General features: G+C 71.5%; 14 protein-coding genes. 3 read left to right on the forward strand and 11 right to left on the reverse strand.

Features of this window, described 5'->3' with window-relative positions; all coding sequences use genetic code 11:
- Positions 1-36: 36 nt before the first annotated feature.
- From creD to G8A07_RS27510, 6 genes are all read right to left on the reverse strand, one after another.
- Entirely contained in the window at positions 37-1,368 is a 1,332-nt protein-coding gene (gene creD, locus G8A07_RS27485; protein ID WP_195795072.1) for a cell envelope integrity protein CreD, read from the reverse strand.
- 86 nt (positions 1,369-1,454) lie between these two features.
- A complete protein-coding gene (creC, locus tag G8A07_RS27490; protein WP_195795073.1) occupies positions 1,455-2,891 on the reverse strand; it encodes a two-component system sensor histidine kinase CreC in 1,437 nt (478 codons plus the stop codon).
- Positions 2,892-2,901: 10 nt separating this feature from the next.
- Complete coding sequence (creB, locus tag G8A07_RS27495) at positions 2,902-3,576, reverse strand: two-component system response regulator CreB (protein ID WP_249937168.1); 675 nt, start codon at positions 3,574-3,576, stop codon at positions 2,902-2,904.
- A gap of 80 nt (positions 3,577-3,656) precedes the next feature.
- A complete protein-coding gene (locus G8A07_RS27500) occupies positions 3,657-4,298 on the reverse strand; it encodes a MarC family protein (RefSeq protein WP_195795074.1) in 642 nt (213 codons plus the stop codon).
- A 4-nt stretch (positions 4,299-4,302) separates the two neighbouring features.
- Positions 4,303-5,088, reverse strand: a complete 786-nt coding sequence (locus G8A07_RS27505; protein ID WP_195795075.1) for a helical backbone metal receptor — start codon at positions 5,086-5,088, stop codon at positions 4,303-4,305.
- Entirely contained in the window at positions 5,085-6,002 is a 918-nt protein-coding gene (locus G8A07_RS27510; protein ID WP_195795076.1) for a hypothetical protein, read from the reverse strand. The genes G8A07_RS27505 and G8A07_RS27510 overlap by 4 nt, the downstream gene beginning before the upstream one ends.
- A 255-nt stretch (positions 6,003-6,257) precedes the next feature.
- On the opposite strand from G8A07_RS27510, the gene G8A07_RS27515 reads away from it, so the two are divergent.
- Positions 6,258-6,710, forward strand: a complete 453-nt coding sequence (locus G8A07_RS27515) for an RNA-binding protein (protein ID WP_195795077.1) — start codon at positions 6,258-6,260, stop codon at positions 6,708-6,710.
- A gap of 87 nt (positions 6,711-6,797) precedes the next feature.
- Here the strand turns inward: G8A07_RS27515 and G8A07_RS27520 are convergent, their stop codons facing one another.
- Genes G8A07_RS27520 through G8A07_RS27540 form a run of 5 tightly spaced genes read right to left on the reverse strand, consistent with a single transcriptional unit; the run spans position 6,798 to position 12,195 of the window.
- Positions 6,798-9,098: a carbohydrate binding family 9 domain-containing protein gene (locus G8A07_RS27520; protein WP_195795078.1), complete on the reverse strand. Its 2,301-nt coding sequence runs from the start codon at positions 9,096-9,098 to the stop codon at positions 6,798-6,800.
- 43 nt (positions 9,099-9,141) lie between these two features.
- Positions 9,142-9,933: an SDR family oxidoreductase gene (locus G8A07_RS27525; protein ID WP_195795079.1), complete on the reverse strand. Its 792-nt coding sequence runs from the start codon at positions 9,931-9,933 to the stop codon at positions 9,142-9,144.
- Complete coding sequence (gene lptC, locus G8A07_RS27530; protein WP_195795080.1) at positions 9,930-10,601, reverse strand: LPS export ABC transporter periplasmic protein LptC; 672 nt, start codon at positions 10,599-10,601, stop codon at positions 9,930-9,932. The genes G8A07_RS27525 and lptC overlap by 4 nt, the downstream gene beginning before the upstream one ends.
- Entirely contained in the window at positions 10,601-11,203 is a 603-nt protein-coding gene (locus tag G8A07_RS27535) for an HAD family hydrolase (protein ID WP_195795081.1), read from the reverse strand. The genes lptC and G8A07_RS27535 overlap by 1 nt, the downstream gene beginning before the upstream one ends.
- On the reverse strand, positions 11,203-12,195 hold the full coding sequence (locus G8A07_RS27540; RefSeq protein ID WP_195795082.1) for an SIS domain-containing protein: 993 nt from the start codon (positions 12,193-12,195) through the stop codon (positions 11,203-11,205). Before G8A07_RS27540 ends, G8A07_RS27535 begins: the two co-directional genes overlap by 1 nt.
- 119 nt (positions 12,196-12,314) lie before the next feature.
- Between G8A07_RS27540 and G8A07_RS27545 the strand changes: the two genes are divergently transcribed.
- Together G8A07_RS27545 and G8A07_RS27550 are read left to right on the forward strand one after the other, a co-directional pair.
- Positions 12,315-12,902: a DJ-1/PfpI family protein gene (locus G8A07_RS27545; RefSeq protein ID WP_195795083.1), complete on the forward strand. Its 588-nt coding sequence runs from the start codon at positions 12,315-12,317 to the stop codon at positions 12,900-12,902.
- Between the two features lie 36 nt (positions 12,903-12,938).
- The gene (locus G8A07_RS27550) at positions 12,939-13,313 is read left to right on the forward strand and encodes a ribbon-helix-helix domain-containing protein (protein ID WP_195795084.1); all 375 of its coding nucleotides are present in this window, start codon (positions 12,939-12,941) and stop codon (positions 13,311-13,313) included.
- Positions 13,314-13,351 lie beyond the last annotated feature (38 nt).

Consider the following 13,351-nt stretch of genomic DNA (forward strand, 5'->3'; position numbering starts at 1 on the left):
TGCTGGCCCAGGCCAGCGGTGCGGACAAGGGCATTGCTACCGAGTCGCCCCCCGGGCTGTTGCGCCCAGCGCATACCAGTCGATGCGCCTTGTCAGCGTCATGACAGCTGCCAGTACCGCGAACATCAGCAGCGCGCCGATCACCAGCGCGGTCTGCTCCATGTTCAGGAGCGCATAGAGCGCCGCGTACAGGCCCGCGACCAGCGCGCCGAAGCCCAGGCCGCGCGCCCAGCCGCCCAGCATCGCCGCACCGTAGAAGCCCAGCAGGGCCACCGCCGCACCGGCCGCCAGCGCATAGGACAGCGCAAAGCTCAGGTGCTCCGACAGGCTCAGCAGCAGCAGGAAGAACACGCTCAAAGCGAGGCCGACCAGCAGGTACTGCACCGGATGCACCCGCGCGCCGGCCAGCAGCTCGACCAGTCCGACGCAGACGAAGGTCAGGAGGATGAACATCAGGCCGTACTTGATCGCGCGGTCGCTCATCACATAGGGGTTCACCGGGTCGACCATCGCGAACTCCAAGGTGTCCAGCTCGCCGATGGGCCGCTGCGCCAGCACATCGGCCGCGGCGCTGCTGGCCAGCTCGGTGATCTGCCAGACGGCGCCGAAGCCGGCCTCGCCGATCTCGCGCTCACCGGGCAGGAAGCGCCCGCCGAAGCTGGGATGCGGCCAGTCGGAGCGCAGGTTCATCCGCGTCGCGGCGGCGGCGGGCACCAGCGCGAAACGCTGGGTGCCGGCCAGCTCCAGCCGCAGGTTCAGCTGCAGCGGCTGGTCCGGCGCCAGCTCCGGCAGCACCGCGTGCAGGCCGCGCGGATAGCAGTCATGGCGGGTGCCGGGGCGGATGCGCAGCAGCTCCTGGCCGCGCTTGAGCTCGGCGGCGCGCAGGCCGCGCGCATCGCTGGCCGCCAGCATCACGACCGGGTCCTCGCAGCTCAGGCGCGAGCCGGCATGCTCGGCGCGCGGCTGCAGCGCCTCCAGCGAGGCCCATTGCGCCTCCAGCTGCAGCGGGCCGGCATAGCCATTGACCTTGAAGATGCCGCGGTAGCGCGGCTCCTGGTTCAGCGCGCCGCTCAGATTCAGCTGGCTGGGCACGGCGCTCAGCATGAACTGGCGCTTCTCGCGGCTGACGCGGCGGTCCTTGCCCTCACCGCTGACGCTCTCCCATTCCTCGCTGCAATGGCGCAGCAGCAACGGGCCCAGCAGGGTCTGCGCGCCGGCCTGGGCCTGCACCACGCTCTCGAAGGCCTCGCGCTGACGGCCCTGGCGCTCGTCGACCAGGAAACCGATGCGCAAGAGCACCACCGACAGCAACAGGCTGACCCCGGCCAGGATGATCAGCTTCCACAACAAGGCACGCGACGATCCCATCTCGGGCTCCTCCTTCTATTGAACAGGAGCCGCAGTCTGGAAGCGCTCGGTGAGCGGACGAGGAAGTTTGTGAGGCCAGCGTGAAGTCAGGCCAGCGGCAGGAACAGGCGCACGCGCAGCCCCGGTTCGGCCGGCTCGAACGCGAGCCGCCCGCCATGCAGCTCGGCGACGCGGCGCACGATCGCCAGGCCCAGGCCCGAGCCCTTGCGCAGGCTGCCGGGCCGCGCGGTCGAGAAGAAGCGCTGGCCCAGCTGGGGCCGCGCCGCCTCCGGCACGCCGGGGCCCTGGTCGCGCAGCTCGAAGACGGCTTGCGTGCCTTCCACGCGCACCGCCAGCTCCAGCACCGAGCCCGCCGGCGCGAAGTCCAGCGCATTGCCCAGCAGATTGGCCAGCGCCAAAGCCAGCAGCTCCGGATCGGCGCGCACCTCCGGCGCCGCGCGCGCGGTCCAATGCGGGGTCAGGTCTTGCTGCGCCAGCCGGTCGGCCAGGCGCGCCAGCGCCTGCTCCACCGCCTGGTCCAGGCGCAGCAGGGCCGGATGCCCGGGACCCTGCTGCAGCTCCAGCTTGGAGAGTTCCAGCAGGCGCTCGACCAGCTCGGTCAGGCGCTCGCTCTGCGCCACCACCTGGCCGGCGAAGCGCTGGCGGTCGGCGGGCGCCAGCTCCTCCTGCAGCAGCTCGCCGGCGCCGCGCAGCGCGGCCAGCGGGCTCTTCAGCTCATGGGTCAGCGCGCGCACCGTGTGCTCGATATGCTCGCGCCCGTCGAGCCGGCCGCGCATCGCGTCCATCGCCAGGGCCAGTTCGCCCAGCTCGCCCGGCACCGGCGGCGGCGGTTCGCGCCGCCCGGCCTGCACCTGCTGCGCATAGCGGCGCAGGCGCCGCACGCTGGCCACCATCCACCAGGTCACCGCGACCCCGACCGCCAGCGACAGCGCCAGCAGCGCCAGGCCGGCGATCAGGATGCGGCGCTCGGCCCGGTCGATGAAGGGCTGGATCGTCGCGACCGGCTTGGCCACCGTGACCACGCCCAGCACCTGCTGGCCGCGGCGCACCGGCGCGGCCACGTACAGCACGGTGCTGCGGTCGTCGCCATAGGTGGCGCGGCTGGAACGGGCGCCATAGTCGCCGCGCAGGGTCAGGGCCACATCGCGCCAGCGCGAATAGTCGGCGCCGACCGCCGCGCCCGGCCCGGTGTCCAGCAGCACCCGGCCCCGGGCGTCGGTGACATAGATGCGGAAGTCCAGGCTCTGCTTGCGCAGGCCCCAGATCTGCGCGTCGATGGGGCGGCGCGCATAGTCCTGCACCCGCTCGGCAAAGCGGCTGGCCCGCAGGTCGCCGCCGGGCGGCAAGGCGGCCAGATCGTCCAGCGCCAGCTCGGCCAGCAGATTGGCCGTGTCCACCATGATGTCCTCCATCACCTCGCGCACGCTGGGCTTGACCTCGGTCAGCACCACGCGCAGCAGCAGGAAGGACGACAGCCCGGCGATCAGGAAGAAGGCGAAGAACAGGCGCAAGCCGAGCCGCAAGGCAGGCTCCTCATTCCAGCGAGTAACCCAGGCCGCGATGGGTGCGGATCGGGTCCGGCTCGGGCCGCACCGCGCGCAGCTTGGCGCGCAGGGTCTTGATATGGGTGTCCACCGTGCGGTCGGCGCTGTCGGCGTCCTGGCCCCAGACCGCGTCCAGCAGCAGCTCGCGGCTGTGGATGCGCTGCGGCGCGTCCAGCAGCTTCAGCAGGAGGCCCAGCTCGCGCCGGGTCAGGCTCAGCAGCTCGCCATGGAAACGCACCCGCGATCCCGCGCCCTCGACGACGAAGGCCGGCGCCGGATCGGCGGGCTGCGGCGCCGCCCGGCGCAGCAGCGCGCGCACCCGCGCCACCAGCTCGCGCGGGCTGAAGGGCTTGGCCAGGTAGTCGTCGGCGCCCAGCTCCAGGCCCAGCACCTTGTCCATCTCCTCGCTGCGCGCGCTGAGCATCAGGATCGGCAGCCGCGCCTGCGGCCCGGCGCGCAGCTCGCGGCACAGGTCCAGCCCGCTGCCATCCGGCAGGCCGACGTCGAGGATGGCGGCGGCGATGCCGCCGCGCGCCAGCCGCATGCGCGCCTCCTGCAGCCAGCCGCAAGGCTCGACAGCAAAGCCCTCGCGCTCCAGCGCGAACTGCACGGTCTGGGCGATCGCCGGGTCATCCTCCAGCAGCAGCAGGGCAGCCCGGCTCAAGCCGTTCGCCGGGCCGCTCCCAAGAACGGCTTGCGCCCCCTCGGGGGGCCGCCAGGGTACTCGCTGGCGGGGGGCGGACATCACCGGGCCAGGTGCGAGGACAGGATCGGGAACAGCTTGGTCAGGCCGTCGGCCAGCAGCTCCACCGCCAGCGCGGCCAGGATCAGGCCCATCAGCCGCGTCATGATGTTGATGCCGGTCTGGCCCAGCACGCGGGCGATGCGGCCCGAGGCCGAGAACACCGCGAAGGTCACCAGGCCGACCACGACGCCATAGCCGACCAGCACGCCCAGTTCCCACCAGTAGCGGGTCTTGTCGGCATAGATGACCATCGTCGAGATGGTCGCCGGGCCGGTCAGCAGCGGGATGGTCAGCGGCACCACCGCGATGCTGGCGCCGGCGTCGGCCTTGTCGGCGCCCTCCTGCACATCCTCCTTGCGGCTTTCGGCCGGCTGGGCATTCAGCATCTGCAGCGAGCTGATCAGCAGCAGGGTGCCGCCGCCGACCTGGAAGCTGGCCAGCGAAATGTTGAAGAACTCGATCACCTTCAGGCCGGCCAGCGCGCTGACGCCGATCACGATGAAGGCGGTGAAGGCGCTGACGCGGATCGTGCGCTGGCGCTGCTGGCGCGTGAAGCTCTGGGTGAAGTGGATGAAGAAGGGGACGACCCCGATCGGGTTGACGATCGCCAGCAGGGCGATCAGCGGTTTGTACAGATCCATCGCGTCATTGTGCGGCGCCGGCCAGGGCGCGCAAATAGGCCAGACCCTGGGCCGCCCGGGGGCCGTACCAGCTGAGCAGCTCGCCATCGACCAGCTGCACCCGCGCTTGCGGGCACAGGGATTGGGCCAGCGGCAGGTGGCCGGCGTCGAAACGGTAGGGCTCGGAGCTGAGCAGCACGCGCTCGATACCGGTCAGCCAGGGCTCGTCGCCGGCCAGCACCGGATAGCGCGCCGCGCCATGCGGGCCGCCTTCGACGGCCGGCCAGCTCTGCCAGCCGACCTGGGCCAGCATGCGCGCGATATAGGTGTCGCGCGCCACCGTCATCCAGGGCTCGCGCCAGATCAGGTACAGCACCCGCTCGCCCGGCCAGGGCGTGGCGGCGCAGCGCGCCAGCTCGGCCCGCAGCGCCTCGGCCAGCGCCGCGGCGCGCTCGCGCACCCCGGGCAGGGCGTCGCCGAAGGCCTCGACCAGCTGCGCCAGCAGGGTCAGGTTGTCGGCCGGTCCGTTCGGATGGGTCACCAGCACCTCGGGCACGAACTCGCGCAGCGCCTGCAAGGTCTCGAGCCGGTTCTCGTCGACATTGACGATCACATGCGTGGGCGCCAGCCGGCGCAGCTTGGCCAGGTTCACGTCCTTGGTGCCGCCGACCTTGGGGATCGCCGCCATCGCCTCGGCCGGGTGGATGCAAAAACCGGTGCGCGCCACCAGCAGCGGCGCCAGGCCCAGCGCGACCAGCAGCTCGCTGATCGAGGGCACCAGGCTGGCGATGCGGACAGGTGCCACCGTCACGCCCGCTCGTCCTCCGGCGCGCCGCGCAGCACCAGGTAGACCGCGCAGCAGCCGCGCAGATAGACCAGGCCCGGCAGCACCAGGGCCAGCGCGAACACCATGCCGCCGCCGACCAGGGCCGCCATGCCCAGCGGGCTGCCGGCCACCGGCGCGCCGCTGGCGCCCAGGCTGCGCAGGCCGTAGCCGAACAGGCCGGCCATCAGCTGCTGCGGCGGCAGCTCGATGCCCGCGCCCCAGACCGCCAGCAGCGCCAGCATGCGCCCGCCGCCGATCACGACAAAGCTGACCGCCGCGCTGACCAGGGCGGTCAGCAGCAGCACCGCCGCCATCAGCAGCGCCGCCTCCGGCAGGCCGCGGCGCGCCTGGCGGCGCAGCAGGCCCAAGGTCGCGCCGACACCCTGGCCGGCCCAGACCGCCGGGCCGGTCAGCGGCCCGACCAGCACCGCGATCGCGAAGCTGGCGCTGCCCAGCAGCAAGACCCCCAGCGGCACCGTCAGTGCGAACAGCGGCACACCCACGACGGGCAAGCGCGCCGCCCACAGCAGGCCCAGCAACCCGCCCAGCAGCAGGCCCAGCAGGGCCAGCACCACCAGCAGGCACAGCAGCACCCGGTGGCCGCTCAGCAGCGCGTCGCGGAAGGCGTCCTGCACATCCCGCACCGGCCGGCCCAGGCTCTGGTCCATCAACAGCAGGCCGGTGGCGTTGACCCCATAAAAGGCGACAGCCAGCGCCAGCCCGGCCCAGATGCCGCCCCAGACCGCCTCCTGGCGCGCCAGCGCGGACTCCGCCATCGCCAGCAGCAGGCCGGCGCCACAGAAGGTGGCCAGCAGCGCATACAGCGCCGGGCCGTTGCGCGCCGCGTCCAGGCTGGCGAGCACGCGATTCAGGGCCTGGAGGGAGAGTTTGTGGGGCATGGTGCGGGCTCGCGGTTGGCCGCGATGATAGCCAGCCCGCAAGACCGGCCGCCCCGCCCCGCCCGGGCAGGAGAAATGTGCGAACTGCGGGTTTTCTCTCGGGGACGAAAAACAACACTGAGTGGGGGCGCTTTGCGCATCGCTGGACCCTTCACCCATAATCGTTTACCTGTGTCTGGACGCCACGCCTTCGCTTGAATGGTTCACGATGGGTTGAAGCTCCACATGGTTATCTGGTATTGAAAGGGCTTCCCCATGGGAAACAAGCTTTATGTGGGCAATCTGGCCTACAGCGTGCGTGACGAATCGCTGCAAGAGGCGTTTGGTCAATTCGGCACCGTGACCTCCGCAAAGGTCATGATGGACCGCGAAACCGGCCGTTCCAAGGGCTTCGGCTTCGTGGAAATGGGTTCGGATGCCGAGGCGCAAGCCGCCATCAACGGCATGAACGGCCAGCCTCTGGAAGGCCGCGCCATCGTCGTCAACGAGGCTCGTCCTCGTGAAGAGCGTCCGGGCGGCTTCGGCGGCGGCGGCGGTCGTTCGGGTGGCGGCGGCTTCGGCGGCGGTGGCCGTTCGGGCGGCGGCGGCTTCGGCGGCGGCGGTGGTTACGGCGGTGGCGGCGGTGGCCGTTCGGGCGGTGGCGGCTATGGCGGCGGTGGCCGCTCCGGCGGCGGCGGCTTCGGCGGTGGCAACCGCGGCGGCTACTGATCAGCCCAGCACATAAAGCAAAAGGCGCCTTCGGGCGCCTTTTGTTTTTCTCGGGATGAGCGCCCGGGCCGCGGGTGCCCACGCTCCTCAGGGATAGCCGAACACCGCTTTCGCGAACAGCTCGGTCTGCTTCGCGTCGGACGGCCAGGCGCGCGCGCGGCTCAGGCCCAGGCTGAACACGCGGTTCAGGCTCTGGCGATGCTGGGCCACCAGCGAGAAATTGCGGTCGCGCTCGTTGGCGGCCTCGAAACGGGCCGGCTCGGCGCGGCGCTGGTAGCGCGAGTTCTGCCCGATCAGGCGCAGCGAGTCGCGCGCGCTGACATGCAGCACCAGCAGGCTCTGCAGCGCCAGGTCGCGGAAGGCGCGGCGCGATTCGGGTCCGCGCACGAAGCCCTGCTCGGCATGCTGCTCGAACTCCAGCCACCAGCCGCGCGGCAGCGGCTGGCGCAGCTTGGCCTCGATCAGCAGCCAGGCGCCGCGGCCGACGCGGTCGGCCTCGACGTCGAGGCGCCGACCCCATTCCAGCTCGGCGCTGAGCCAGGTCAGCCAGGGCGCCGGGTTGCCGCCGAAGCCGGCGGTCAGGGTGCGCAGCCGGTGCAGCGCGCCGCCCTGGCGCGCGCGCTGCGCGTCCAGGCCCAGATGGCTCCAGACCTCGATATTGCGTGCCGAGGTGAACCAGATGCCCGGCTGCAAGCGCTGCATCAGCAGCTCGCCGCGCGCCACGCCATGCTCGGCGTCGGCCAGGGTCTCGCTGCGCTGCAGCTTCAGCTGCAGTTCGCTCTCGTACACCGGGAAGGGGGCCAGGTCTTGCGCGCCCAGGCGGCGATGCAGATGGGCGGTGGCGCGGCGAAAGCCCGACTGCGGCACGAAGCCGTTGTCGTTGGCGAAGCGGGCGCTGACCTGCTCGTAATGCGCGCTGTTGTTCCAGTCCTCGCTGCGATGCATCCAGCCGAGCCAGAGGTCATGGCCGCTCTGCGCGGGCCGGGCGAACGCGTGCTCGTCCAACGCATCGAAGCCGACGCTAGTGCGCGAGAACAGCAGCTGGCCGCGCAGCAGATCCTGCGGGCCGAGCTGCCAGGACGCCTCGCCGCCCAGTACGCGGTTGCTGCGCCCGCCGCCATAGTCGCGCGAGGAGGCCAGCGCGCCCAGGCCCCAGGCGCCCAGGTGCATGCGGGCGCGCGCGATGCTGGCGGTCGAGTCGGCCGGCTGCCGGTAGCTCGCGGTGCCGTAGGCATGGGCGCGCAGCACCTCGCCGCCGCCGGCATCGCGCAGCTGCATCAGGGTGGCCTGGGCCTGGGCGCCGCGCCAGGTGGCGCGCAGGCCCCAGTCGGGATCGGTGATGGCGCGCGAATAGAAGGCCGACAGCGCGCGCGGCGTGCCGACATCATCCGGCTGGCTGGTGCCGGCGATGTCCGTGCTTTCCAGGAAGAAGGGCCGCTTCTCCGGCACCGAGAGCGCGAAGCGGGTGTTGCCGGCCAGCTGCGGCGTGTCCAGCTCGACCTGCGAGAAGTCCGGGTTCAGGGTGGCATCCAGCACCCAGTCGGCGCGCGGCCGCCATTTCAGCTCGGCGCCGAGCGAGGCCTCGTCCTTGCGGCGCCGCCCGTCGGGCCCGCTGGCGCGGGTGCCGCGCAGGGTCAGCTCGGGCCGCAGGCTCAGGAAGCTGCGCTCGCGCACCGTCTCGGCCAGGTCGCCCAGCCCCTCCAGCGGCTGCAGCTCGGCGATGAAGTTCAGCGCCTCGCGCGTCAGCGGCGCGCTGACATAGAGATGGCTGGATTCGCGCGGCACGCTGCGCGTGACCATCAGGCGCCAGGTCTCGCCGTTGGCATGGGGGAAGCGCAGCGCCGCCAGCGGCCAGCGCAGCTCGATGCTGTAGCCGTCGGGCAGGCGCCGGGCGGCGGCCTGCACGTCGAAATCGGGCGCGAAGTCCTCGACATCGTCATCGGCGGTGAACAACCCGTCGCCCAGCACGCCGGCGGCGTTGATGCGCACGAACTGGGCCGAGCGGCGCAGGCCCACCGGGTCCAGCACGATGGAGACGAAGTCCTGGTCGCGCTTGACCTGGTCGCGGCGCGTCAGCGGGGCGCGGATGCGCGCGGGCTCGTCGTCATAGGCGCGGATGCCGAATACCAGCGCATCGGCCTCGACCAGCACCTGCACCGTGGTGCGCCAGCGCGCGGGAGCGGGCTGGCCGTCCTCGGGCAGGAACTGCACGAAGCGGTCGTGCACCGGCGCCAGCCGCCAGGCCGGCTCGTCGAGCGCGCCGTCGACCTGCGGCGCGGCCATGCCCGGCGCCAGCCGCAGGGCCTGGGGTGACGGGCTGGCCTGGGCCGCTGCGGCCAGGCCCAGGCATAGCAGGGTGCCCAGAGTCAGCAGGGTATCTTTTCTCATCGTGGCGGTGTGGCGCGCATGGCTCGCGCACCGGGCGCGGCGCTCAGGCGCCGGCGCGGTGCTTGCGCGGCCGGCCGGCCAGGGCCTTGTCGAACAGCGCGTTCGGCAGCAGGCGCATCAGCTTGGCGACGACGCCCATCTGCCAGGGGATCACGCGGTAGCTGGCGCCGGCGGCGACCGCCTCGAAGGCGCGCGCCGCGAAATCGGCCGGCTGCATCAGGAAGGGCATCGAGTAGCGGTTCTCGCGCGTCAGCGGCGTGTCGATATAGCCGGGGCAGATCGTCACGACCTTGACGCCGAAGGGCCGGCATTCGCCGCGCAGGCTTTCGCAGTAGCTGATCACCGCGGCCTTGCTGGAACAGTAGGCCGCATGGCCGGGCAGGCCGCGGATGCCGGCGACGCTGCCGATGCCCACCAGCGCGCCGCTGCCGCGCGCATTCATCGCGGCGACGAAGGGTTGGAAGGTGGCGGCCAGGCCGATGTTGTTGGTCTCGTAGATCGAGCGCATCACCTCGATGTCCTCGAGGATCGCGCTGTCCATGCCGATGCTGATGCCGGCGTTGGCGATCACGATATCGGGCAGGCCCTGGGCGGCGATGCAGTCGCGCCCGGCGCCGGTGATCGCGGCCACGTCGCGCACATCGGCGCCGTAGACCGCGTAGCGCTCGGGACTCAGGCCCTGGGCCTCGGCCCAGGCGCGCAGCTCGACGGTGCGGCGCGCCACCAGCGCAAGCCGGTAGCCGCCCTGGTAGTAGCGCAAGGCCAGGGCCTGGCCGATGCCGCTGGAGGCGCCGGTGATGTAGACGAGCGGGCTGGTGCTGCTGTGATCGTTCATGGCCGGGGTGCCCGCGGTTCGATGCGGGCCGTGCTGCGGCCGCTGAAGCTGAGCTTGCCGCTCGGGTGGTCGTATTCGAAGCCGCGCGCGTTGATGTCGCCGCCGGCGTAGAGCAGGCGCACCGGCAGGTGCGAGCGCAGCAGCTCGCGGTTCAGGAAGGCATGCAGGAACTCGCCCTGCACCTGCAGGCGCGGCGCCTCGGCGAGCTGGCCGTCCTTGCCGGTCTCGAAGCGCTGCACCGTGACCTCGCCGAGCAGCTGCAGCTCGCTGCCGTCGCCGTTGCCGAGCGCGCGCTTGGCGGTGGCCAGGGTCAGGCTGCCATCGTTGCCGAAGGCGCGCAGCCGCACTTGGTCGATCTCCACCGTGTCGGTGTCGGGGTAGTGGCGCATCTCGCTGCCCTCGATGCGAAAGCGCAGGGTGCCGGCCTTGTCGAAGCGCTGCAGCTCGAAGCCCTGCATGCGGTAGTCCGGCACATGGCGCGGCGGCACCGGCTCGGTGGGGCCGTCCAGCAGCGGCGTGTTCTTGACCAGCCACCAGGTGCCGGCGGCCAGGAAGGCCATCAGCAGCAGCGGCAGATAGGCCGACAGCAGGCTCTGCAACCGCCACAGCCAGGTCTGCGGCAGGCGGCGCTGGGCCGGCGGCTTCAGCGGGGCCAGCGTGGTGGCCATCAGCCGCGCCCCCCGCCGTCCAGCGTGGACAGATGGCCGTTCAGCAGCGCCTCGTAGCGGCCGGCCGCGCTGAGCAGCAGGTCGCAGCATTCGCGCGCGGCGCCATGCCCGCCGGCGGCGGCGGTGATGTGGTGCGCAATCGCCCGCACCTCGGCATGGGCTTGGGCCGGCGCGCAGGCAAAGCCGGCGCGCAGCATCAGCGGCAGGTCGGGCCAGTCGTCGCCCATCGCGGCCACCTCGGGCCAGGCAAGGCCCAGCTGGTCCAGCAGCGGCTGGGCCACGGCCAGCTTGTCCTTGGCGCCGTAGACCGCATGCTTGAGCCCCAGGTCGGCGACGCGGCGGCGCACCGCCGGCGAATCGCGGCCGGTGATGATGATCGGCAGGATGCCGCCCTGGTCCAGCAGCTTCAGGCCATGGCCGTCCAGGGTGGAGAAGGCCTTGAAATCCTCGCCCTGGTCGGAGATGTAGATGCGGCCATCGGTCAGCACGCCATCGACATCGAAGATCGCCGCCTTCAGGCCAAGGCCGGGGCCCTGGGCCTTCAGCAGCAGCTCGGGCGGGAAACGCAGCGCGGGGGTCAGGCGCGAGACAGCAGTCGTCATCAGATCACCTTCGCGGCCATCAGGTCGTTGATGCTGATCGCACCGACCAGGCGCTGCTGTTCGTCGACCGCCAGCACCAGGGTGATGCGGGCGCTTTCCATCAGGTCGGCCGCGTCGACCGCCAGCGCGTCGGCGCGCACCGTGCGCGGGCCGGCCTTCATCACCTCGGCCGCACTCAGCGAGCGCAGGTCGCGTCCGCTCTCGACCAGGCGGCGCAGATCGCCGTCGGTGAAGATGCCCAGCACCTTGTCGTTGGCATCGACGATGACGGCCGCGCCCAGGGCCTTGGCCGACATCTGCTTCATCATCTCGGTGAAGCCGGCGTCCGGTGCGACGCGCGGCAGCGCCTCGCCGCTGCGCATCAGGTCGCGCACATGGGTCAGCAGCTTGCGGCCCAGGGCGCCGCCGGGATGCGAGCGCGCGAAGTCCTCTTCCTTGAAGCCGCGCGCGTCCAGCAGGGCCACGGCCAGCGCGTCGCCCAGCGCCATCTGCGCGGTGGTGCTGGCGGTGGGCGCCAGGTTCAGCGGGCAGGCCTCCTGGTCGACCCGGCTGTCCAGCACGATGTCGGCATGGCGGGCCAGGCTGGAGTCGCCACGACCGGTCATCGCGATGATGGTCACGCCCAGGCGCTTGAGCACCGGCAGGATGGCGTTGAGCTCGTCGCTCTCGCCGGAATTCGACAGCGCCAGCACCACGTCCCTGACCGTCACCATGCCCAGGTCGCCGTGGCTGGCCTCGGCCGGGTGCACGAACAGCGCCGGCGTGCCGGTGGAGGCCAGGGTGGCGGCGATCTTGCGGCCCACATGGCCACTCTTGCCCATGCCCATCACGGCGACCCGGCCCTGGCAGGCCAGCACGGCCTCGACCGCGCGCACGAAGGATTCGCCCAGGCGCGGCGCCATGGCCGCGATGCCGGCGGCTTCGATTTCCAGGGTCTGCCGGCCCATGCGCAGGGCGAGGGCGGCGTCAAGGGAAGACGGAACTGCACTCATAGTGCCGGCAGTGTAGCGGCCGTCGTACCCGGCTGTTACCCGCCGCGCCGCCGCCCTTCCCACAATCGGGCAGGCCCGTCGGGGTGGTCCCGGTCGGCGCCCGACAAGGAGACAGAGGCATGAGCAAGAAGGCCAAGAAACTGTTGCTGCTGGCCGGCGACTATGTCGAGGACTACGAGATCATGGTGCCCTTCCAGGCGCTGCAGGCCGTGGGCCATCGGGTCGACGCGGTCTGCCCCGGCAAGAAGGCCGGCGATTTCGTGCTGACCGCGATCCACGACTTCGAGGGCGCCCAGACCTATTCCGAGAAGCCCGGCCATCGCTTCACCTTGAACGCCAGCTTCGCCGACGCGAAGGCCGAGGACTACGACGGCCTGGTGATCCCCGGCGGCCGCGCGCCCGAGTACCTGCGCACGATCGAGGGCGTCGTGCCCCTGGTGCAGGCCTTCGCCCGCGCCGACAAGCCGATCGCGGCGATCTGCCATGGCGCCCAGCTGCTGGCCGCGGCCGGCATCATCCGCGGCAAGAGGGTCTCGGCCTACCCGGCCTGCGCCGCCGAGGTCGAGCTGGCCGGTGCCAGCTATGCGGCCATTCCCGTGGACCAGGCGGTCACCGACGGCAATCTGGTCACCGCTCCGGCCTGGCCCGCGCACCCGGCTTGGATCGCGCAGTTCCTGGCCGTGCTGGGTACACGGGTCGAGCATTGAGACGAAAATCGCCGTCATCTGCCCAGGGAGTTGCCCATGTGCCAGGTCTTCATCAGCGCCGATCCGGAATCCTATGAATCGCGCACGCGCTCGGTGCGCCTGCATGGCGTGGTCACGAGCATCCGGCTAGAGAACCTGCACTGGGAGGTGCTGGAGGAGATCGGTGCCCGCGACGGCCTCTCGGTCACCCAGCTGATCGAGAAGCTCTACGACGAGCTGGTGCAGGCGCGCGGCGCGGTCGGCAACTTCGCTTCGTTCCTGCGCGTCAGCGCGTTGCGCTACATGGCCCTGCAGGCGCGCCAGCGCATCCCGGCGGATCTGACGGTGCCGATCCGGTCGTTGGATGCCGGCGCGGTGCTGAAGGATCTGCCGGCGAGCTGGGCGAGGCCGCCACAGAAGGTCGGGCTCTGAAATGAAAAAAGGCCCCGCGAGGGGCCTTTCCTTTTTCG

This window comes from Roseateles sp. DAIF2, assembly GCF_015624425.1.
Classification (GTDB): domain Bacteria; phylum Pseudomonadota; class Gammaproteobacteria; order Burkholderiales; family Burkholderiaceae_C; genus Kinneretia.

Bases quoted from the DNA above. Each gene is read 5' to 3' on its own strand.
- creD (WP_195795072.1), bottom strand. From the start codon at position 1,368: ATGGGATCGTCGCGTGCCTTGTTGTGGAAGCTGATCATCCTGGCCGGG.
- G8A07_RS27500 (WP_195795074.1), bottom strand. From the start codon at position 4,298: ATGGATCTGTACAAACCGCTGATCGCCCTGCTGGCGATCGTCAACCCG.
- G8A07_RS27510 (WP_195795076.1), bottom strand. From the start codon at position 6,002: ATGCCCCACAAACTCTCCCTCCAGGCCCTGAATCGCGTGCTCGCCAGC.
- G8A07_RS27515 (WP_195795077.1), top strand. From the start codon at position 6,258: ATGGGAAACAAGCTTTATGTGGGCAATCTGGCCTACAGCGTGCGTGAC.
- G8A07_RS27520 (WP_195795078.1), bottom strand. From the start codon at position 9,098: ATGAGAAAAGATACCCTGCTGACTCTGGGCACCCTGCTATGCCTGGGC.
- G8A07_RS27525 (WP_195795079.1), bottom strand. From the start codon at position 9,933: ATGAACGATCACAGCAGCACCAGCCCGCTCGTCTACATCACCGGCGCC.
- lptC (WP_195795080.1), bottom strand. From the start codon at position 10,601: ATGGCCACCACGCTGGCCCCGCTGAAGCCGCCGGCCCAGCGCCGCCTG.
- G8A07_RS27535 (WP_195795081.1), bottom strand. From the start codon at position 11,203: ATGACGACTGCTGTCTCGCGCCTGACCCCCGCGCTGCGTTTCCCGCCC.
- G8A07_RS27540 (WP_195795082.1), bottom strand. From the start codon at position 12,195: ATGAGTGCAGTTCCGTCTTCCCTTGACGCCGCCCTCGCCCTGCGCATG.
- G8A07_RS27545 (WP_195795083.1), top strand. From the start codon at position 12,315: ATGAGCAAGAAGGCCAAGAAACTGTTGCTGCTGGCCGGCGACTATGTC.
- G8A07_RS27550 (WP_195795084.1), top strand. From the start codon at position 12,939: ATGTGCCAGGTCTTCATCAGCGCCGATCCGGAATCCTATGAATCGCGC.